The sequence below is a fragment of the Candidatus Thiodictyon syntrophicum genome, assembly GCF_002813775.1.
Classification (GTDB): domain Bacteria; phylum Pseudomonadota; class Gammaproteobacteria; order Chromatiales; family Chromatiaceae; genus Thiodictyon; species Thiodictyon syntrophicum.
On sequence record NZ_CP020370.1, the window covers coordinates 5,432,613 to 5,452,256 of the forward strand.

At 69.2% G+C, this 19,644-nt stretch carries 17 protein-coding genes; 10 read left to right on the forward strand and 7 right to left on the reverse strand.

The annotated features are described in order from the left end of the window. Positions 1-92 precede the first annotated feature (92 nt). From THSYN_RS23010 to dnaB, 3 genes are all read right to left on the reverse strand, one after another. Positions 93-1,187 carry an esterase/lipase family protein gene (locus THSYN_RS23010; RefSeq protein ID WP_100921193.1) on the reverse strand — a complete coding sequence of 365 codons (1,095 nt, stop codon included), beginning with the start codon at positions 1,185-1,187 and terminating at the stop codon, positions 93-95. 649 nt (positions 1,188-1,836) lie between these two features. Continuing rightward, complete coding sequence (locus THSYN_RS23015) at positions 1,837-2,274, reverse strand: DUF29 domain-containing protein (RefSeq protein WP_100921194.1); 438 nt, start codon at positions 2,272-2,274, stop codon at positions 1,837-1,839. Positions 2,275-2,320: 46 nt separating this feature from the next. Then, entirely contained in the window at positions 2,321-4,714 is a 2,394-nt protein-coding gene (gene dnaB / locus THSYN_RS23020) for a replicative DNA helicase (protein WP_172965324.1), read from the reverse strand. A 277-nt stretch (positions 4,715-4,991) separates the two neighbouring features. On the opposite strand from dnaB, the gene THSYN_RS23025 reads away from it, so the two are divergent. The 4 genes from THSYN_RS23025 to THSYN_RS36850 all read left to right on the forward strand — a co-directional run bounded on the left by THSYN_RS23025 (position 4,992) and on the right by THSYN_RS36850 (position 12,254). Further along, the gene (locus THSYN_RS23025) at positions 4,992-5,432 is read left to right on the forward strand and encodes a YcgN family cysteine cluster protein (RefSeq protein WP_100921195.1); all 441 of its coding nucleotides are present in this window, start codon (positions 4,992-4,994) and stop codon (positions 5,430-5,432) included. 214 nt (positions 5,433-5,646) lie between these two features. Continuing rightward, positions 5,647-6,252: a toll/interleukin-1 receptor domain-containing protein gene (locus THSYN_RS23030; RefSeq protein WP_236848975.1), complete on the forward strand. Its 606-nt coding sequence runs from the start codon at positions 5,647-5,649 to the stop codon at positions 6,250-6,252. 727 nt (positions 6,253-6,979) lie between these two features. Further along, positions 6,980-8,269, forward strand: coding sequence for a hypothetical protein (locus tag THSYN_RS34250; protein ID WP_157817876.1), 1,290 nt, complete (start codon positions 6,980-6,982; stop codon positions 8,267-8,269). Between the two features lie 40 nt (positions 8,270-8,309). Further along, positions 8,310-12,254: a formylglycine-generating enzyme family protein gene (locus tag THSYN_RS36850; RefSeq protein ID WP_157817877.1), complete on the forward strand. Its 3,945-nt coding sequence runs from the start codon at positions 8,310-8,312 to the stop codon at positions 12,252-12,254. 838 nt (positions 12,255-13,092) lie between these two features. Here the strand turns inward: THSYN_RS36850 and THSYN_RS23045 are convergent. Then, positions 13,093-14,214, reverse strand: a complete 1,122-nt coding sequence (locus THSYN_RS23045; RefSeq protein ID WP_100921199.1) for a formylglycine-generating enzyme family protein — start codon at positions 14,212-14,214, stop codon at positions 13,093-13,095. Positions 14,215-14,728: 514 nt separating this feature from the next. Between THSYN_RS23045 and THSYN_RS37585 the strand changes: the two genes are divergently transcribed. From THSYN_RS37585 to THSYN_RS23070, 6 genes are all read left to right on the forward strand, one after another. Continuing rightward, the gene (locus THSYN_RS37585) at positions 14,729-14,836 is read left to right on the forward strand and encodes a twitching motility protein PilT (protein WP_472297470.1); all 108 of its coding nucleotides are present in this window, start codon (positions 14,729-14,731) and stop codon (positions 14,834-14,836) included. Between the two features lie 125 nt (positions 14,837-14,961). Beyond that, a complete protein-coding gene (locus THSYN_RS36740) occupies positions 14,962-15,096 on the forward strand; it encodes a PIN domain-containing protein (protein WP_257791200.1) in 135 nt (44 codons plus the stop codon). Positions 15,097-15,197: 101 nt separating this feature from the next. Continuing rightward, positions 15,198-15,512 carry a hypothetical protein gene (locus THSYN_RS34255; protein ID WP_157817878.1) on the forward strand — a complete coding sequence of 105 codons (315 nt, stop codon included), beginning with the start codon at positions 15,198-15,200 and terminating at the stop codon, positions 15,510-15,512. Beyond that, positions 15,499-15,630, forward strand: coding sequence for a hypothetical protein (locus tag THSYN_RS36745; protein WP_257791201.1), 132 nt, complete (start codon positions 15,499-15,501; stop codon positions 15,628-15,630). Before THSYN_RS34255 ends, THSYN_RS36745 begins: the two co-directional genes overlap by 14 nt. A 78-nt stretch (positions 15,631-15,708) precedes the next feature. Then, positions 15,709-16,065 carry a type II toxin-antitoxin system RelE/ParE family toxin gene (locus THSYN_RS23065; RefSeq protein ID WP_100921201.1) on the forward strand — a complete coding sequence of 119 codons (357 nt, stop codon included), beginning with the start codon at positions 15,709-15,711 and terminating at the stop codon, positions 16,063-16,065. 12 nt (positions 16,066-16,077) lie between these two features. Beyond that, the gene (locus THSYN_RS23070) at positions 16,078-16,458 is read left to right on the forward strand and encodes a helix-turn-helix domain-containing protein (RefSeq protein ID WP_100921202.1); all 381 of its coding nucleotides are present in this window, start codon (positions 16,078-16,080) and stop codon (positions 16,456-16,458) included. A gap of 112 nt (positions 16,459-16,570) precedes the next feature. Here THSYN_RS23070 and THSYN_RS23075 read toward each other — a convergent pair whose 3' ends face one another. From THSYN_RS23075 to THSYN_RS23085, 3 genes are all read right to left on the reverse strand, one after another. Continuing rightward, positions 16,571-16,984: a hypothetical protein gene (locus THSYN_RS23075; protein WP_100921203.1), complete on the reverse strand. Its 414-nt coding sequence runs from the start codon at positions 16,982-16,984 to the stop codon at positions 16,571-16,573. A gap of 27 nt (positions 16,985-17,011) precedes the next feature. Beyond that, entirely contained in the window at positions 17,012-17,245 is a 234-nt protein-coding gene (locus THSYN_RS23080) for a type II toxin-antitoxin system Phd/YefM family antitoxin (protein ID WP_100921204.1), read from the reverse strand. Between the two features lie 138 nt (positions 17,246-17,383). Beyond that, positions 17,384-19,279, reverse strand: a complete 1,896-nt coding sequence (locus THSYN_RS23085) for an ATP-binding cassette domain-containing protein (RefSeq protein ID WP_100921205.1) — start codon at positions 19,277-19,279, stop codon at positions 17,384-17,386. Positions 19,280-19,644 lie beyond the last annotated feature (365 nt).

Below are 19,644 nucleotides of genomic sequence, written 5' to 3' on the forward strand. Positions count from 1 at the left end.
CGGCGCTCCCAGTAGCCGTTGTCGCGTGCCCACACGGCGCGGCACTGCCGTCAAGCTCAGCGCCGCGGCCCAAGCGCCTGGAGTCCAAGGCTTCAGCCTTGGAGCGCGCCAAGGCTGAAGCCTTGGACTCCAGGCAGCGGCGCCGCGCCCCACTGACGCAGGATGTCGAGGATCGGCGCTATCGCGGGCGGCGGCGGGTCGCCGGGCAGCAAGCGCAGGAGCAGGCCGCGATGGGCGGCGTTGACCACCAGGGGCGCGCCGCCGCCGGGGTCGCGGGCGGACTCCAGGGTGACGACGCCGTCGCCCAGGCCGGCGCCGATGCTGTTCCACCAGGCGGCGAGGCGGCGGCGCAGGGCCGCGGAGCCGGTGTCGGCGGCGGCGGCCTCGAGCCCCGCGGCGAATTCGGGCGGCGCGGCCAGGAGTCGGCCCTCGATCGCGCGGGTCGGCACCGCGTCCGGCCAGGGGCGGGCGTTGAGTGCGCGCAGGAAGTCGCTGCCGGGCCGCAGGTCGATCTTGGCCTCGCCGGTGCCGTCGCGCAGCGCGGCAAAGAGCGAGAAGCGGCGCCCCTCGACGGTCGTGAACTGGTCGCGCAGCTCCAGCCAGACGCGCAGCCGCGCCCACTCGGACCCCTGGTTGGGGGTGCCGACGAGGATGACACCGGCGACCGCGGGGCCGTCCACCGGCGCGCCCTCCCCCACCGGGTGGCGCCGACGCGAGACGAAGTCGCGGGCGACCAGGCCGCCCATGCTGTGCCCGATCAGGGCGAACGGGGGTCCCGGCGGCAGTTCCGGCCAGTGTCCCGCCAGATAGTCGGCGCTGCGCTCGATCCCCTGGTCATTGGGGTAGCGGAACTCCCAGACCTCGAAGCCGGCGGCGCCCAGGGCCGGCGCGAGGTCGTCCCAGATGGTCCCGGGTTCGTCGAGTCCGTGAATCAGCAGGACGCGCAAGGCCTGGGCGGGGACGGGGGCCGCGACACGTTGGCGCAGCCCGTGCCAGCCGTCGTCCGGGGCCATCTGCGCCGGAAACCAGTCGTACAACTGGTCGTGGACCAGGACGCGCAGGCGGCGCTCCTGGCGCGGGTGGTCCTCCGACCACCAGGACCAGGCGGCGGTGGCGGCCAGCAGCGACAGGAGTGCGAGGGTCAGGAGGCGGCGCGGGCGTGGTCTTTTGGTTGTTGGCTCGGTCATGGGTGCAAGTCCCGGCGGCTCTGGCCGGTAGGGTCGGTCAGCATGGTGCGTCATCCTAAATCCGGCAATTGCTCTCACAAAGACACAAAGCACACATAAGGAACATAGATCGTTGAAGGCGTTGCGCCGAGCACCGCCCAGATGCCCCCCCGACCGACATATCGCGTTGAAAATCTTTGTTATCTTTGTGTCTTTGTGTCTTTGTGAGAGAAATCGTCTTTCTAGGGTCATTCGTCCCGCGTGGGAGCGGCCTGCGACGGCGCCGTGTTCGGCGCGCGGCCCGTCGCGGCTGAAGCCGCTCCCACAGGCGTCGCTGCGCGACGTGCCGGCCCGGTCATGGGGGGCGGAACTCGATGCCGCGCTCGGACAGGGGGTTCACGGAGCAGGCGCCGGTCCGGGGTCAGGCCGTCGCGCGCGAACAGGAACTGCCAAAGACCCATGGCCGCCAAGGCGCTCAAGAGCCGCTACAACAGACCTGAGGTCGAGGCTTCAGCCGGAGGCGGCGGCAGCGGCGGCGCCCGCTAAAGCGTCGGCCTCCGGTCGAGCCGCCCCGCGCACCGGACGGCGCGCCTCCCTGGTCGGACGTTCTTCTCAAATCGCCTTATAGTTCAGTCAACTGGAGACCGCTGAAGGTCGCCCTGCGGCCGCGCTAGTCGGGTTTCCAATCCTGGCAGAGGATGTCGGCGATGGGCCAGGGACACTGGTCCGGAAATTCACTCAATCCGGTTTCCTCGATCGCCCTCGCCAGCGCATCGTTCCAGGCAGCGCACCACCAGTCGGGGTCATCAAGGCTGTGCTTCAGGCTTGGGGTGTGCCGCAGGCGATGGGCAATACCGTCTCGCTGAACCCGAATCGTGGCCTCCCAACTGCGGCTCCGACGCGCGGGTTGGAACTGCCATTTGAGCAAATGAGCGAGCAGGACCGCCATCCGGCTCGCGAGTTCGCGCTGTTCACTCTTGCCCACGTCTTCGATCTCCTCGGCCAGGTGTTCGATATCGAGCCGGGCGAACTGGCCGGCGCGCAGTAACCGCGCCTGTTCGTTGGCCCAGGCGATGACATCCTGCTCATAGGCGGCAGCGCGAATCATGGTGTCGACCTCGTTTTAATCGTGACAGAATTGGTACCGAATGCGGTCAATGCATCTCCTCGCCATAATAATTGTCGGTGTAGTTCTCGAATTTGGTGTACTTACCCAGGAAGGCGAGGCGCAGGCTACCGATCGGGCCGTTGCGCTGTTTGCTGATGATGATCTCGGCCACGCCCTTGTCCTTGCTCTCGGGGTTATAGACCTCATCGCGATAGATGAAGACGATCAGGTCTGCATCCTGTTCGATGGCTCCACTTTCACGAAGGTCCGACATCACCGGCCGCTTATTCGGCCGCTGCTCCAGACTGCGATTGAGCTGGGACAGCGCGATCACCGGCACCGCCAGTTCCTTGGCCAGGGCCTTGAGCGAGCGCGAGATGGCGGAGATTTCGGTGGTGCGGTTCTCGTTCGACCCCGGGACCTGCATGAGCTGGAGATAATCGATCACCACGAGCCCCAGGTCGCCATGCTCACGCTTGAGCCGGCGCGCGCGGGCGCGAAGCTCAGTGGGCGACAGCGCCGGGGTGTCGTCGATGAAGAGCGAGGCCGCGGCCAGGATGTTGACGGCGGAGGTCAGGCGCGGCCATTCGTCGTCCTCCAGCTTGCCGGTGCGCACCCGGTGGGAGTCGATGCGCCCGAGCGAGGCCATCATGCGCATCGCCAGCGCATCCCCCGGCATCTCCATGCTGAACACCGCCACCGGCTTGCCGCCCTGGATGGCGGCGTGCTCGGCCAGGTTCATCGCGAAGCTCGTATTGTGGACGCAGATGTCGTTGGCGATGAAGTTATGAGTCTGCGGGATAGTCAGGTCGTAGACCTGGCGCGGACCCACGGATTCAATGGCGACGATTTCATCCCAGATCACGTCACGATCGGTCTGTTCCGGTCGGCATTCCAATGCCTGGCGGACCCGCTCCAGGGCCGCCTCTTTGGAAAAAATGCCGATCTCGGTGACGAAGGTCTGGATGGAAACGGGGTCGGTAATGTCCAGTTGCCAGGCGAGCGCCGGGCCATTGGGCCCCGTCAGCTCCCGCCGACGACACTTGGCAATGACCCCGAAGCGCAGCAACAGGTGTTGGACCTGCCGCCCGAGCCGCTCGCTGACCGTGCCATAACCGAGTTGGGGCTGGCCGGTCGCGAGCACCGTGGCCCAACCGTCAGTGGCGAACAGCCGATTGAGGAATACCGCCAACTGTTCCTTGGGGAGTCGGAAGACCGGGGCCGGGACGAACTTCCCGTTGGCACCCTTCCCCCAGAGCCCCAGCCCGTCGAGCCGGCGGGTCAGCGCGTCCCCGCCGAAGGCCGCGACGGCCGCGACGAAATCGGCCTGGATGCGCGGGTCCGCGTTGGTGAGCTTGGGCGCGGCGGCGGTCAGGCACCCGTCACCGATCAGGTAGCCGAGCAGCCGGACCTCGCAGTCGCGCAGGGGTGAGTCGCCGAAGACCGGCAGGCGCCGGGGCACGGCCACCGGCTCCCCGACCGACAGCTCGGCCAGCGGACGCCAGCCGGTCGGGGTCAGATAGGGGTGGCTGGCGGTGGTCTCGATCTCGCGCCCCAGGCGGGTCGTCACGCGCAACACCGGCTTTATGCCGTCGTCCACATAGTCAGTCGGCACCACCGGGTGCAGACGCCAGTCGTCCCCCAGGGTCAGCAGGCGCGCCCGCCGCCGCCCGACGATGGTCGCGATGGTCTCGACACTGCCGTCGTCCAGCAGGACCTCGGTACCCGCCTCCACGCACTTGCCCATCGACGGCCGCCCCGCCACGATGATCAGGTCCGAGGGCTGGAGCCCGGAGGTCATCATGTCGAAGTCGGTGAAGCCGGTGGCCAGGCCGGTGATGGGCTCGTCGCGGCGGTAGAGGTCGTCGATGCGCTCCACCGCCCGGGTCAGCAGCGCCTTGATCGGCTGGAAGCCGGCGCCGCCGCCGCGGGTCTCCTGCTCGGCGATCTCGAACACCCGCCGCTCGGCCGCGTCCAGCAGTTCACTCGCGTCGCGCCCGGCCGGGTTGTAGCCGCTGTCGGCGATGTCCGTGCCGGCCGCGATCATCTGGCGCAGCACCGAGGTCTCGCGCACGATCCTGGCATAGGCCTTGATGTTGGCCGCGCTCGGCGTCTCGTTGACCAGGGTGCCCAGATAGGACAGACCGCCGGCCGCGTCCAGTTGCTCGGTGCGCTCCAGGGTCTCGGCCAGGGTCACCACGTCGAACGGCTGATCGTCCCCGGCGAGCTTGGTGACGGCGCGGAAGATCAGGCGGTGCTCGCGCCGGTACAGGTCGCGCTCGACCACCATGTCGGCGATGCGGTCCCAGGTGCTGTTGTCCAGCATGAGACCGCCGAGCAGTGACTGCTCGGCGTGGATGTTGTGGGGCGGGACCCGCAGGCTGTCCATGGCGGTGTCCGGATAGGGGACCAGCAGTTCCTGGTCGGTCGGTTCGAGCATAGTTCCCTCGGCAGGCGCGCACCGCGGCGGGCGGCGGGCTGGCCGCCGCCCGCCGGGGCACGCGATGAATGGCAACGCCGCCCCGGCGCCCGGACCCGGTGGGTGGGCGCGCGGATGGGGGGCGGTATGGCGGGGATTGTGGCCCCGGACCCGCGGGGGGACAAGGGGGAAATTGGTGGGGCCGGGCGCCGCGGGGGTCCGCGCGGTCGCGTCGCGGTTCAATTCCGGTCCGCAGTCGGGCAAGATGTGAGGCCAAGCAGCAGCGAGACCGCAACCGATGAGCCAAGATGCCCCCTTTTGGGAGACCACGCCCCTGAGCGCGATGACCGAGGCGCAGTGGGAGTCGCTGTGCGACGGCTGCGGCAAGTGCTGTCTGGAGAAGTTCGAGGAGGAGGATACCGGCGACATCATCTACTCGCGCATCGCCTGCGCCCTGCTCGACACCGCAACCTGCCGCTGCCGGGACTATGAACACCGCGCCCGCCAGGTGGCGGACTGCATCGCCCTGGTCCCGGCCGCCTTGGAGATGCCCAACTGGCTGCCCGAGACCTGCGCGTATCGGCGCCTGCGCGAGGGCAAGCGCCTGCCCAAGTGGCACCCGCTGCTGACGGGCGACCCCGAGTCCGTGGCCAATGCCGGGCACAGTGTCCGCGGGCGGGTCATCGGGCCTGAGAGCGGGGAGGACCCGCTGATGAATCTGATTGATTGGATCAAGTGACAGCGCCGTTCATTGGTCCGCGCCGCCGACCCGAGGCGCCGTAGGGTCCGCTGTGCGGACCAAACATCGCCGCCCGCACCCCCCGCCCGCACCCCCGCCCACGCCGACCATGGCATAATCCCCCCGAGCACAGAGGGATAGGACCATGGCCGATGACACCTAATTTGACTGCTTCCTGAGTCACAACAGCAAGGACCAGACGGCGGCGGCCGCCCTGGCGAAGACCCTTGCCGAGCGGCGCATCCGGGCCTGGCTCGACTCTGAGCAGTTGCCCCCCGGCACGCGCTGGCAGGACGGACTTGAGCGGGGCATCGGCGCCTGCCGTAGCATCGCGGTCCTGGTGGGTCCGCACGGACCAGGCCCCTGGCAGGAAGAGGAAACCCAGGCGGCCCTTGACCTGGCCGCCCGTCGGCAGTTGCCGGTCTTTGCCGTATTGCTGCCGGGGGTCTTGGACTCTGCGCCGCTCTCACTATTCCTCAAGAACCGCAGCTGGGTCGACCTGCGCGCGGGACTCAAGGACCCGAGCGGTCTCAAGCGGTTGGAATGGGGCATTACGCAGGAACGACCCGCACGCGGTGACCCCGCAGTAACCCCAGGCGAGGGGCGCGAGCCCCCTCCAAACCCTGCCTGCGGACCGCCGACGATCACGCTGGGCCTCGACTGCATCGGCGACGGGCTGCGCGTCCGCGCCCTGGGATCAACGGTCATGCCGACCAATACGACACCCCTGCGGGACCTGAGCCCCGGACGGGTCGCTCAGGATCCGGCCATACTCGTGCGCGCACTCTTCGAGTCGGCGTTCCAGATGAAGGACTGCTAAACCGCCGCGGGCGGCTCCGGCACCGACGACTCCACCCGCCACCCGCTGCGTCTGCAACTGCTTTGCACGGATCCAACGATCGCCGATCTGCCCTGGCACTGCCTCACTCATGACGGTCGGCGGCTGGGCGAGGCCGGCTGGATCATCGAGGTCATCGATCAGCCCGCGGGCCTCGCGTTGGTGATCGACCTCGACAATCCCTTGGTGATCGCCCCCGCGGAGCCGGGGCTCGCCGACGCGATCGGCGCCCGCAGCCACGCCACCGAGGTCTGCGCCCTGATCCGCCGCCTGCTTGCGGATCGCCGCCCCGAGGTGAGGTGGGTCAGCAACCGACGCGAGTTGGAGTTGGACTTGGCGCATGAGCCGGACTTCATCTACTGCTTCGCGCAGGTTGACCGGTCGGGGATGCTCGCCCTCGGCAAGCACGGTGGGCAGCCGGATGACTATGGGCTGGGGGCCTTGGCGGACCGGCTGGCGGGCTTCGCACACAAGCCGCTCCTGTGGCTGCACCTGATCGAGGACCGCGCGGCGCCGCTGGAGCGTTCGGTCCTGTGGCGGCTGCGCCGGGTGGTGCGGCTGCTGCTGGTCCAGACCGCAAGCCAGTCCAACCTGGAGCGCAGTCTCGAGCACACCCGGGTCTGGATGTCCGCCATGGCCGACGGCAAGGAGGAGCCGGCCGCCGTCCTGAGTCGCCTGGGCGACGCCCAGGGACCCCGCCGCGGCCCTCATGGACCATATCCGCGCCGCGTTGATCCGCGTCCTACTCGGGCGCCAGGACGAAAAGCTCCGACTGTATTACCCGCTCAAGCGGGCAAGCGGCGGCACCTTGCTGCTCTATGGCGTGTGCGGCGACGAACAGTCTTGCGTACTGGGCCTACCGGGACAGACCCGCCAGTTTATCGCCGACCTCGACCGCGGTTTCCGGATCGAGACCAGACCGATCCCCTATACGCTACGGGCCAGCCGTACCCTGTTCGACGACCTGACCCGTCAGTTCAAACAGGACCTCAACGTCACCCCCCACAACCCGCCCAAGGAAGCACTCAAGGAGTTGCCGCTCCTCAAGCCCGAAGGCCACGAAACCCTCGTCATCGCCCTGTCCTGGCTGCTGGACGTGGCGCAAAACTGCACACCGGGGGAACTGGGTGACTGGCTCGCCACCTGGAGAAGGACCGTTTGTGAGGTCCTCAACCGGGACGAAAAACCAGCCGATTATCGGGTCCTGGTCGGCGCCTGTATCCAGTGGCCGACGGACTGGCCCGCGCGCCACGGCAGCGACCCGGATACCCTGCAGCAAACGATCGATCAGGCGCTCCGGCCGCGGGACCATGCGCCTGCCCATGTGCGCCCCGTTGCGATGGAACGATCACTGGCCCTGCTGAAGCGCCGTGAGATCCTGGAGTTCTACCAAGACGCCGACCCCGCGCTGAAGGCCGCACTGGGGACCCGGCAGTTGCCCCTCGAGACCCTGGCCGATTACCTCCTTGCCGACGCCGGTGGTCGCTTCCAGGAGACGGTCAATCTGATCTACAGCTCTGGAGCGCTACTTCGGCATCCCGCTCTTCCACTACCAGGTACACTCGGACAGCAGCGCCCGGGACCTGCGCTACGACTTCGACGCCGTCGCCTACCTGCGCGATGCCTATCTCGCCTCGCTGCCGATCCGCACCGACGCGGCGGCGACCCCGCCCGAGCGCACCGACCCGCGCTATCTGCACCAGGGCAAGCTCTGGCAGGCCTACGAGCACGACGGCGAGTGCGTGCTGCTGATCGACGAGATCGACAAGGCCCCGCGCGACTTCCCCAACGACCTGCTCCAGGAACTCGCCGACTGGAGGTCCGCCGCTGCCTGGAGCGGCGCAGCCGCCCGCCCAGCGCGGCGGAACTCTTGATCTGGCTGACCGTCCTCGCCGACCGCGGCACCACCCTGGAACAACTGGCCGTCGAGCGGCTGGATCAGCTCCCGGCCCTGGAGTGCCTGATCAAGGACCACGAGGACTATGGGCATCTGGCCTGAGCGCGGCCCGGGCAAGCCGTGACCGCCTGACCCAATGCCGATGCCCGCACCCCTGACCCCCGGCGACGACCCGCGTTTGGGCGACCTGTTGCGGTGCCTGCCGGACCTGGGCGTGCCGGTGGGCGCGCTGGACCATGAGCGCGTCTGCAGGGTCCTTCCCCCCGGGCGGATGCTCGGCTGGGAGGCGACGCGTGAGCTGCTGGTCACACTGCTGGCCAAGGACGAGGAGCAGCGCCGCGCGGTGCGGGGCGAGTTTCGCCGGCTGCTCCCGCCGCTCCCGGCGCGAACGCCGCCGGGCGAGACCGCGCCCGTGTCCGACGGGACCGCGGCGGGGGACTTCGACGCACCGGACCCGGACGGCGAGGCACCCGCGCCGCCCGCCGACCGGGCCGCGCCGCCGCCGCGCACCCTCCTGACCCCGCCGCCGCGCCGCTGGCCCTGGTGGCGGCTCGCACTGGCGACCACCCTGGGACTGGTCCTGATCCTCACGGCCGCGTTCCTGATCCAGACCTGGCGCACCGTGCCGCTGCCCCCGCCGCGGCAAGCGCCGGTCCCGCCCCCGCCTGCGATTGCACCGACACCCATCGGCGAACTGCCCGCCCAGCCGCTCGCCACCTTCAACGACTGGGTCCCGGTATTCGAGGCCCGGACCCCGGCCGAGCGGCTGGGCCCCTGGCTCGCGCCGCTCGCCCTCCTGTGCGGCGGCCTGCTCGCCCTCGCCTGGCTGTGGGAGCGCGCCCGCCGACTGCTCGAACCCGCCTGGTCCCCGGTCCCCGTCTACGACAAGGACGGCGAGCCGGTATTCGCCTGGACACCCGAGCACCTGCACCCGCCCGGCCTGCTCACGGCCAGGGCGCGCCGGGAGCTGGTCTGGGGGGTGCAGCGCTTCGCGGGCGAGCGCGCGACCACCCACCTCGATATCCCCGCCACGGTGCACGCCAGCGCGGCCAGCGGGCTGCCGCAACCGCGCTTCGCCCCCGCCCGCTACGAGCGCGAGGTCTGGCTCTGGCTCGACACCCGGCTGCGCTCGCGCGAGGCGGTCGCGCTCGCCGACCAGATCGAGCGCGACCTGGTGCGGGCCGGGCTCCGGGTGCGGCGCGGCACCTTCGTCGGCTGGCCGGACCGGGTCCGCCTGGCGACCGGGGAGCGCACCTCGCCCCTGGATCTCGGCCCCGCCGCCCGCACGGCCCTGGTCTGTCTCTTCACCGAGGGGGCCGACCTGGCCCGCGCCCTGGATGGCGGGGCGGGCGAGGACGGCGCCGCGCTCCAGCGCGTGCTGCGCGAACTGGGCACCTGGCCGCGCCTGTGTCTCGTCGACCTGGCGCCGCCGGACTTGGACCTGCCCGCCCTGGCCGCGCGCCTGCGGTTCGACTGCTGCCCGCCCGCCGCCCTGCCCGCCTGGCTCGCCGAGCGCCCGGACCGGCCGCGCGGCCCGCCGGCAGAAGGCCCGGCGCCCGCCGCCCTGGCCCTGCGACTCTGGGCCGCCGCCTGCGCCCTGCCGCGCCTGCCGGTCACCAGCGCCCAGGCACGGGCGCTCTACGAGACCCTGGGCGAGACCCTCGGGCTCCCGTCCGCCTGGCGCCTGCCCAACCCCGGGCGCGGCCACGCGAGCCCCGACGGCATCCGCTTCAGCGACGGCGAGCGCCAGGCCCTGCTGCGCGACCTGGCGCGCTGGGCGGCGGAGGACGGCTGGGGGACGGCGGTCGGCATCGAATCGCAGGCCTGCCGCTGTCTCGCCCTGGGGCTCGCCTTCTGGGAGCGCCACATCGGCGGGGGCGCGGCCAGCCTGGCACGGATCAGCGCGCGCTCGGGCCAGGGCCCCGCCGACCAGGCCCAGACCATCGAGCGGCTGCTGCTGGTCCTGTGGCGGGGCGACGCCTACAGCGCCCTGGCCGTGCGGGCGCTCTATGACCTCTACCAACAGGAGGCCCTCCAGGCGCCGATCCGCGAACGCCTGGGCGGGCTCGACACCTGGCGCGACGGCGCGGGCCCGCGCATCGAGTTGCCCTGGACCTGGAACACGCTGCCGGAGGCACCAGCGGCGCGGACCGGGGCCGAGACGGCCGAGACGGTCCTGGCGCTGTTCGCCGCCGATCCGCGGTCGGCCGCCGCCGCGCCGCCGTGCCGGGCCACGGATCAGGCCGCCGCCGACACCGCCCCGCCTGAACCCCGGGGCACCGCCCGCCAGCGCCTGTACCGCATGGGCTTCGCCGGCGCCGCACCAGGCGCCCGCCCCCGCCTGGGCGCCGAGACCCTCATCCTGCTCGGCACCTGTGCCGGTCTCGCCCTGGCCGGGGGCCTGGGCCTCATCGAGCGCCTCGGCGCCCGCCCGGGCCCGGCCTTCGTCCACGCGGCCCCGGTGTATGACGACGCCCTGTTCCAGGCCCTGGTCATGGAAGGCCGGCAGGACGGGCGGCCCTATGCTGCCTCCCGCAAGCACGCCGTCACCGCCGCCGCCGGACTGGGCGCCGACCCGCGCCTGCACTGGTGCTGGAGCGGGCTGGAAGCGGAGCGGGCGGCCCCGCCCTGCCGCGCCCTGGCCGAGAACCGTGCGGACCCGCGGCGGGTCAATCCGCTGCCGATGGGCCGCAGCGCATTGCTGCGTGCCGGCACCAGCGCGGAGCCGATCCGCGCCTGCGCCAAGGGCTGGCCGCAACTCTCGGTCGCCGTCATCGTCGGCGACCCCTGGAACTGGCCGCCCGATCCGCCGAACAACGAGTCCGCCCGTCGGCTGGCCATCCGCCTGCTCGACCGCGGCAGCGCCGACCTGGTCCTCATCGGCCCCGACTGGGCGGAGCAGGCGCGCGTGCTGGCGGGCAAGTGGTCATTCGCCGCCGTCCCTGGCATCGACGGCGGGCGGTCCGCGCAGCGGACCCTACGGGGGGACCCCGCCCCGCTCGGCGCGGCGCTACCGACCAACGGACCCGCGGCCCCCGTAGGGTCCGCTGCGCGGACCAGCGACCTAACACAAGGCACAAGACCCGAACCAAGCCCGAACGCCGCCCCCGACAGCCAGTGGCTCTTCTTCGCCCCGCCGGGAACGGCGCGGATCGAACAACAAGTCCCGCCGCTCGGCACCCACCGCGCCCTCCTCACCGGCGACCTGGAGGCCATGGCCCGTGCCCTGGACTTCCCCGGCGCCCGCCCCGCGGCCGACGCGCTCAGCCGCACCGCCCGGGTGACCAACCTCGCCGGCAACCCCCGACTCTGGGGCGGACCCGAGGTGGAGCCCGGACCCAAGGGCATCGCCTTCGTCCAGGTCTGCCCCGGGACCTTCACCATGGGCTCGGCGCCGGTCAAGCCGGACACCACTCCGAAGCATCTGAAGCCCCACGGCGACGAGAGGCTCGCCCACCCGGTGGTCCTGGACGGATTCTGGATCGGCCGTACCGAGACCAGCCAAACCCAATACGCCGCCGTGGCCGGCGACCCCGCTCCGGCCGGGCTCAGCCTGCCGGAAGCCGACATCAATTGGACCGACGCCCGCAAGTATTGCCAAGGCCTGGCGCCGGATGCCGACCTGCCCACCGAGGCCCAATGGGAATACGCCGCCCGCGCCGGCACCCAGGACCCCTATCCCTTCCCCGACGACCTGGCCGGGCTATGCACCTACGCTAACGGCGCGGGCAACGAAACCCCTTGGCAGAACAAGAACACCGCCTGTTCCGATCCGTTCAAGGAGGCGGCCCCGATCGGCCGCTTCCCGCCGAACCCGCTCGGTCTCTACGACATGCACGGGAACCTCTGGGAGTGGGTGCGCGACTGCTGGGACGACAAGGCCTACGCCGGCCGTGGGTCCCATCCCCTGGCAGCGCCCGTAAAGGACAGCGGTACTTGTGCGTGGCGGGTGCTGCGCGGCGGCTCTTTCGGCGACGTGCCTCAGCACCTGCGCTCTGCGGTCCGGGACTGGAGCGTGCCCCAGCGCCGGGACCAGGGCAACGGGTTCCGTTGTGTACGTGGTTCCGGCCGCCAGCCGGCCCCTTGATCGTTGGACTGTTGAACAATTGACTGACAACGCGACAGCATCCCCGGCGTGCAAACAGGGCTTACCGTGAAAGTCGCGCAGCGACGCTGTGGGAGCGGCTTCAGCCGCGACGAGGCGTCGCGGGTTACCCGAGCGCCGCGGGTCACCGCCTCTGCGTCTCTGCGCCTCTGCGTGAGACCTCTTAAAGAATCTCACGCAGAGGCGCAGAGACGCAGAGAAGAAGCGCGTCAGTCGGGTTACCGTGAAAGCCGCTCCCGCCGGGGGCTTTCATGTTTCGGGGTAACGGCCATCAAGGCTCGTCCGTCGCCCCGGAACATAACAGTCCCTTGTGGGAGCGGCCTCCGGCCGCGCTGCGGCGCCGCGGCGAACCCCGATGCCGCGTTCCTTGCGCGACCCGTCGCGGCTGAAGCCGCTCCCACAGCGTCGCTGCGCGACTTTCGGACTCGTAGCCTGGATGGAGCGCAGCGGAATCCAGGTTCCCGCGGCAACCCGCTGATTGCTTGTGTATCTGCGAGGCCGGCCCCGGATTGCGCTGCGCTCCATCCGGGCTACGGGGGCTTGCAGCGACTACTTGCCCGTTCTCGCCCGGTGGAAACGAGAGGCCCGGCGTTTGACTCAAGCCAAGAGGAGGATTTGTTTCACGCAAAGACGCAAAGACGCAAAGTTTTTCAATGCGATATCTCTGTCGTATGGTCCACCTGCCGGGTGACGGGATCAGCGCCTGCGACGTTGTATTCTCCTTTGCGTTCTTGGCCTCTTTGCGTGATCAATTGCCGACTCGTGGCTCAATGGCAGTGGACTGGCGGCTGGGAAGGCAATAAGACAAGGGAGCAACGGATCAAGGGAGCGGCTGGCGGCCGGAACCACGCACACAACGGAACCCGATGAGCTTGTGCCGGACCTCGGGCGCGATCCCGACCCGGTCCGCGGAGCGCGGGGATCGGGGCACTTTGTCGAAATGGCCGCCGCGCAGCCCCCGCGACTGCCCCCCCGCGGGCCCCCGGGGATCCTCCGTTGCCGACGGGTCATAGGGGCTCGCGTACCAGTCCCAACACCACTCCCAGCAGTTGCCAGACATGTCGTGGAGACCCCAGGGGTTGGCAAGCTTCTGAGCGACCCGATGCACGGAGCCGGTCAACCAGTCCGTCCCGAACCAGGCGTAGTGCCCGGCGTCCTTCCCATCCGCGCCCCAGAACCAGGGGGTACCGGTACCGGCCCGGCAGGCATATTCCCATTCGGCCTCGGTGGGCAGGCGATAGCCGTCTGCCGCCCAGTCACAGTCCCAGCCCGCGGCGGTCTGCCGGTAGCAGGGCTTGAGCCCACTGCGCTCGGACAGAGCGTTGCAGCAGCGCAGGGCGTCGTCCCAGGAGACGTAGTTGGCTGGCAGTGCATCGTCGTCCTTGTCGCGCCGCCACCAGGACGGCGCGTCCTTGACCAGCGACCGGTAAAGCCCACGGGTGATCGGGGTCCGGGCCATGGCGAAGGGGCTGACGCGCACCTCCCGCGACGGACACTCGTCGTCGTAAGCCTGCGGATCGCGCGCCTCGTCCGACCCCATCCGGAAGCTGCCGCCAGGCAGTTGCACCATCTCGATCAGCGGGTCATGCACCGGACAGGGCGCCGACACCACGGGCGGCAGCACCGGCGGGCGTGGCGGCGGGGGCGCCAGGTCCGCCCCCGCGCGTTCGCCCGGCCACACCAGCCTCACCCGGTGCCGGTCGGCGACGGGGAGCAGCAGCAGGAGCAGCGCCGTGGCCGCCGGGCTGCGCAGGGCGAACCAGCCGAGCGCGGCGGCGGGGACCAGCCCGAGCGTGACCAGCAGGGGCCAGGGCAGGCGGTCCAGGCGTGCGAGCACGGCCCCGGGCCAAGGCACCGGCCGCGCGCCGCGGCGCGGGAAGGCGCGCCCCGCCAGGCGGCGGGCGGCGGCGCGGATGGACTGGCGGCGGGCGATGGTCGGCATGGCCCCATTCTAGGCGAGATCGCGCCGACGGCGGGCGCTCGGTCCCGGCGCGACCGGGCGCGATGCCTGAGCAGAGGCACTGGGAGCGCCGCACCCCAGTGCGGCGCGGCCTATCCGCAGAACGCAAGGCCGCGGTCGCTCGCGAGGCCGCGCCGCACTGGGGTGCGGCGCTCCCAGCCGCTGCCGGGGCTATAAAGTCAAAAAGAGAGGTTCTCTCACAAAGACACAAAGATCACAAAGATTTTCAGAGCGATCTGTCGGCCGCGGAGGTCACCCGCGCGGCGCTCGGCGCAACGCCATCAATGATCTGTCTTTCTTCGTGTCTTTGTGTCTTTGTGAGAGCAATTCCCGGACTTGGGTTGAACACCGCGCCCGCGAGGCCGGCAGGGCGTTACGCTGCGGTCACACCGCCGCGAGGGCCCGGGACGCGACCAAAACCAAGCCCCGCGAGGCCCTGCCCGATCGACCGCGACAACGCCTTGGTGGAGCGCCTGTTCACGGGCGACCCGCCCCCATGAGGCTGCTGCTCGACACCCACGTCGCCCTCTGGGCCTTGGTCGACGACCCACGCCTGTCGCAGCGGGCGCGGGCCCTGATCGATGATCCTAAAATCCACAGATGAACACAGATGAACACAGATTTTCTTCGCATTGTCATGCGCTTATCGCAATCGTCACAATCATCGGCAAGGTGAGTGCCCAGCCAAGCGTAAGTCAATGAATCATCTGTGTTAATCTGTGTTCATCTGTGGATGACTGCTCTTTCTGGGACGATCCCGCCAACCAGGTCATGGTCAGCGCGGCGACCGTCTGGGAGACCGCCATCAAACACGCCCTGGGCCGTAACGACATGCCGATTTCCGGCGCGGTGACTGCCGTCTGAGCGTCCGTCTCGCGTGGACGATTTGGCCGCGGGCACACCATGAAAATCCGGAGATAGACTCCAGATTTTCACGGTAAGCTGCTGCCCCATGAGCCCCCGTGATGCCCGTGTCGCCGGCTGCGGCGACCCTGCCGGCGCTGGTCCTGGGCACGACCGCCGGGGCGACCGGCGTGGCGTCGGCGCTCCTGATCCCCGGGACCCTGGCGCACCCGCCGATCGATTGGCAGCGGCGTCTGCCGCTGGGATTGCTGGTCGGCGCCGCCGTCGGCTCGGGCGGCTACTCTAAGAGCCATGTCATCGCCGGTATGGGCATCAGCCTCCTGCCCCTGCCGCTTGCTCGATACCGTAGCGCTGACCGAGGTCCAATGGCGCCTGATCGGGCGACTGGCCGATCACTATGGCGTGCCCATCACTGAGCGCAGCCGCACACTCGCCATCGCGGCCCTCGCCGGGGCCCTGCCGATGCTCGCCACCGGGCTTGGACTGAGCTTGCTGAAGGTCGTGCCCGTCTTCGGCTCGCTGCCGACCCCTTGACCCGGATTCGTGCCGTACTGGACGATCCGGAGAAAATATGTTCTTGAAACCATATTTATCCGATATCATACTGATAAGATGAATTGGGGCGTTTTGCTCGATCCGGCGTTTGAACCGGAATTCCTGGGTCTGCCGCAGTCCGTGCAGGACGAGTTGCTGGCCAACGCGAAGCTCCTGGAAATCTTCGGACCGCATCTCGGCCGCCCCCGCGTGGATACCTTGAAGGGATCGCGGCACGCGAACATGAAGGAGTTGCGTTTTGATGCAGACGACGGCGTCTGGCGCGTGGCTTTCGCCTTCGATCCCGAGCGTCAAGCGATCCTGCTGGTTGCCGGCGATAAGAGCGGTGTCGGCGAACGACGCTTCTACCGAGGGCTCATCGCGAAGGCCGACGAACGGTTCAGCGCGCATCTGGCCAGCCTGCAAGGGCAATAGCAAGAGCAAACCATGAAGAACCTACAAGACCTGATGAATGCGCTCCCGCCGGAGCGTCGCGCGAAGGTCGAAGAACGTGCCACGGCGCTGATTGCGGAAGAAATGACACTGCGGGACCTGCGCAAAGCGCGCGACCTGACTCAAGAGCGTGTGGCGGAATTGTTAGGCATGGGACAGGACAGCATCTCGCGTCTTGAAAACCGGGCCGATATGCTCCTATCGACTCTGCGCAGCTATGTGGACGCGATGGGCGGCTCCCTGGAGCTGCTGGTGCGTTTTCCGGACCGCCCAACCGTATCGCTATCCGAATTGTTCGGCACGGGTAGAACGGCAGCGGGCGGGGAGTCCCCGGCGCCCGCGAAGCGTAAGCGCCGACCGGTGCGGCCGCAGTAGGCGGCTCAGGGATCGCACGGGCGGGAACCGACTGAGCATGCTCCCTTATTCCCAACGGCGGGGCGCGAAGCCCGTGTCGGGAGAGTTCCGAGAACGACCTGTCCTGCGTGCCTCAAGGGCGGGGCTTCCCAAACACCCACCGGTTTCCTTGCCGGATCATCGTCACCGTCGTCGTCTCGGTGCTGGAGCTGTCGGCGGTCTTCTCGGTCACGCGACGGACGAACCGCACCTGGTCAGGCTTGACCTGCGCGGTGTATTCCTTGGGATCGCCGCCGTCGGCGACAAAACCCATAAACATCTCGAAAAAGCCGGGTTTCTCCCTTTCCAAGGCCTCCATTTCCTTGAGATCGGCCGGTGCGATCAACGCCTTGAATTGGGTCAACTGCCGTTTCTTGGCGACCTCGACCAGTTGCACGAAGGTGGCGCGCGCCTCCTGCTCCGCGCTCGTAACCGGCGGGGCGGGCGACGCACAGGCGACGGCGATCAGGCTGAGGAGAGACACGATGAGGAGGCGAAGATGGTTCATGGGTTACCTTGGAGGTGTGGAGATAAATCACAGAAGGTCCTGTTCACGAAGCTCCGCAACTGTTGCACCCGATGCCGGGGGGCCAGCCTCCACCCAGGCCCGCAGCGCCTCCCAATCGAAGGCCGCGGCGGCCGGTGGCTCCGGAACCAACCGCGCCAAGGGCCGCCCGCGACGGGTGATGACGACCTCTTCGCCCACCTCGACGTCGGCGAGCAAAGACGAGAGACGGGACTCGGCAGCGGCGACGGTTGCGGTCTTCATTGCAATATTATCGTTTTATAACAGCGGCTTGAACGTTTTTAGACAGGGCAGGCCATCATGTTAAGAGATCGGCAAAATACCGTCGATCCACCATGACGGCGGCGCCGAAGATGGCGGAACCGCCTGCGGCGTTCCGCCCTACCGCCGCGCCTCCAACGCCTCCCACCGGACATAGGCCGCGGCCAGATCAGCCTCGATCGCGGTCAGCCGCTCGCGCACCGCGGCCAGGGCGGCGCCGTCGCCCTGGTAGATGGCCGGGTCGGCGAGGCGGGCACTCAGTGCCGCCTGCTCGGTCTCCAGCGACTCGATCCGGGCGGGCAGTTCGGTCAGTTCCTTGTTCTCCTTGAAGGTCAGCTTGACCACCGCGCGCTTGGGCTCGGCCGCGGCCGCGGCCGGTCCGGGGGCGGGCGCCAGGGTCTTGGGTGCCGCCGCGGGCGCCTGGGCGCGCTGGCGCAACCAGTCCTCGTAGCCGCCGACATAGTCCTGGACCACGCCGTTGCCCTCGAATACCAGTGAACTGGTGACGACGTTGTCCAGCAGGGCGCGGTCGTGGCTGACCAGGAGTACGGTCCCGGCGAAGGAGACCAGCAGGTCTTCCAGCAGTTCCAGGGTCTCGGTGTCCAGGTCGTTGGTCGGCTCGTCGAGCACCAGCAGGTTGGCCGGGCGGGTGAAGAGCTTGGCGAGCAGGAGCCGGTTGCGCTCGCCCCCTGAGAGGGCCTTGACGGGCTGGCGGGCGCGCTCGGGGCTGAACAGGAAGTCGCGCAGATAGGACAGGACGTGGCGGCTCTGGCCGTCCACCATCACCTGGTCGCTGCCGCCGGCGACGTTATCCTGGACGCTGCGCTCCGGGTCGAGCTGGGCGCGCATCTGGTCGAAATAGGCGACCTGGAGGTTGGTGCCGCGGCGGATGGTCCCGGACTGGGGCTCCAGGTCCCCGAGCAGGAGCCGCAGCAGGGTGCTCTTGCCGACCCCATTGGGTCCGATGATGCCGACCTTGTCCCCACGCAGGATCAGGGTGCTGAGATCGCGGATCACGGGCGCACCGCCCCAGCCATAGGTGACGCCATCGGCCTCGGCCACCAGCTTGCCGGAGCGCTCGGCCTCGCTCAGGCGCAGGCGTGCGGTTCCCTGTTGCTCGCGCCGCTCCATGCGCTCGCTGCGCATGGCCTCCAGGGCGCGCACCCGACCCTCGTTCCGGGTACGCCGCGCCTTGACGCCCTGCCTGATCCAGACCTCCTCGTCCGCCAGCCGACGGTCGAAGAGGGCATTGGCCTGGGACTCGGCATGGCGCCGCTCCTCCTTGCGGCGCAGATAGTTGGCATAGTCGCCCGGCCAGTCGGTGAGGCGCCCGCGGTCCAGTTCCAGGATGCGGGTGGCGACGCGTTGCAGGAAGCGCCGGTCATGGGTGACGAACAGGAGCCCCCCCTGAAAATCCTTGAGAAAGCCCTCCAGCCAGTCGATGGAGTCGATGTCCAGGTGGTTGGTCGGCTCGTCGAGCAGCAGCAGGTCCGGCCCCCGCACCAGGGCCTGGGCCAACAGCACCCGCCGCTTGAGCCCGCCCGACAGGGCATTGAAGGGAGTCTCGGCGTCCAGCCCCAGGCGCGAGATGACGCGCTCGGTGCGCTGCTCGATCTCCCAGCCGCCGCGGTCGTCCAACTGCTGCTGGATGTGCGCCAACTGCGTCAGTTCGTCGGCCGTCGTCGTCACCGTCATGTGGTGCGAGAGGTGGAAGTAGTCCCGCACCAGGGTCCCCAGGTCGCCCAGCCCCTCGGCCACCACGTCGAAGACACTGGCGTCGCCATGCACCGGGACCTCCTGGGCCAGGCGCGCCACGGTCATACCCTGGCCGAAACGCACCTCACCCCCGTCCGGGTGGACCTCCCCGGTGATGATCTTGAGCAGGGTGGACTTGCCGGTCCCGTTACGCCCGATCAAGCAGACCCGCTCGCCGCGATCGATGGCGCAGGAGATGTCCTCCAGCAGGGGCGGCAGGCCGTAGGACAGGGCAACGGATTCAAGGCTCAGGATGGTCATGGGGGTTCCAGGCAAAAAACGGGGCAGCGGCAGATGTGGGGGACGCAGCCAAGCAGGGTATCGAGCAGGCTGGAAAATGCAAGGCGTTAGGACAGCCCTGAAGCACTGATGGCGGGACTGCATCACCGGTCCGTTGGGATACAGGCCGTCGAGTAACAGGGTGAACTTCTGGGCGCCGTCGATGGCAATGGGATAGGCCTGGTTGAGCAGATAGCGTCGAAAGGTCTTGGTGCGGATCAGGCACCGCGACCAAAGTCGATATGGACCTGTTCGAGGTGGGCCACGTCGCTGTCGCGCAGCAGCCGAAACAGCGTGTCGGCGTGCGGTTAGGTTGGCCGCGAACTGCGGGCGGGTCGCTTACGTCG

Excerpts from the sequence above, each read along its gene's own strand:
- THSYN_RS23075 (WP_100921203.1), bottom strand. The coding sequence starts at position 16,984 with ATGAACCATCTTCGCCTCCTCATCGTGTCTCTCCTCAGCCTGATCGCC.
- THSYN_RS23025 (WP_100921195.1), top strand. The coding sequence starts at position 4,992 with ATGAGCCAAGATGCCCCCTTTTGGGAGACCACGCCCCTGAGCGCGATG.
- THSYN_RS23065 (WP_100921201.1), top strand. The coding sequence starts at position 15,709 with ATGAATTGGGGCGTTTTGCTCGATCCGGCGTTTGAACCGGAATTCCTG.
- THSYN_RS23010 (WP_100921193.1), bottom strand. The coding sequence starts at position 1,187 with ATGACCGAGCCAACAACCAAAAGACCACGCCCGCGCCGCCTCCTGACC.
- THSYN_RS36850 (WP_157817877.1), top strand. The coding sequence starts at position 8,310 with ATGCCCGCACCCCTGACCCCCGGCGACGACCCGCGTTTGGGCGACCTG.
- THSYN_RS23045 (WP_100921199.1), bottom strand. The coding sequence starts at position 14,214 with ATGCCGACCATCGCCCGCCGCCAGTCCATCCGCGCCGCCGCCCGCCGC.
- THSYN_RS23085 (WP_100921205.1), bottom strand. The coding sequence starts at position 19,279 with ATGACCATCCTGAGCCTTGAATCCGTTGCCCTGTCCTACGGCCTGCCG.
- THSYN_RS37585 (WP_472297470.1), top strand. The coding sequence starts at position 14,729 with ATGAGGCTGCTGCTCGACACCCACGTCGCCCTCTGGGCCTTGGTCGAC.
- THSYN_RS23080 (WP_100921204.1), bottom strand. The coding sequence starts at position 17,245 with ATGAAGACCGCAACCGTCGCCGCTGCCGAGTCCCGTCTCTCGTCTTTG.
- THSYN_RS23070 (WP_100921202.1), top strand. The coding sequence starts at position 16,078 with ATGAAGAACCTACAAGACCTGATGAATGCGCTCCCGCCGGAGCGTCGC.
- THSYN_RS34250 (WP_157817876.1), top strand. The coding sequence starts at position 6,980 with ATGGACCATATCCGCGCCGCGTTGATCCGCGTCCTACTCGGGCGCCAG.
- THSYN_RS34255 (WP_157817878.1), top strand. The coding sequence starts at position 15,198 with ATGCCCGTGTCGCCGGCTGCGGCGACCCTGCCGGCGCTGGTCCTGGGC.
- THSYN_RS23015 (WP_100921194.1), bottom strand. The coding sequence starts at position 2,274 with ATGATTCGCGCTGCCGCCTATGAGCAGGATGTCATCGCCTGGGCCAAC.
- dnaB (WP_172965324.1), bottom strand. The coding sequence starts at position 4,714 with ATGCTCGAACCGACCGACCAGGAACTGCTGGTCCCCTATCCGGACACC.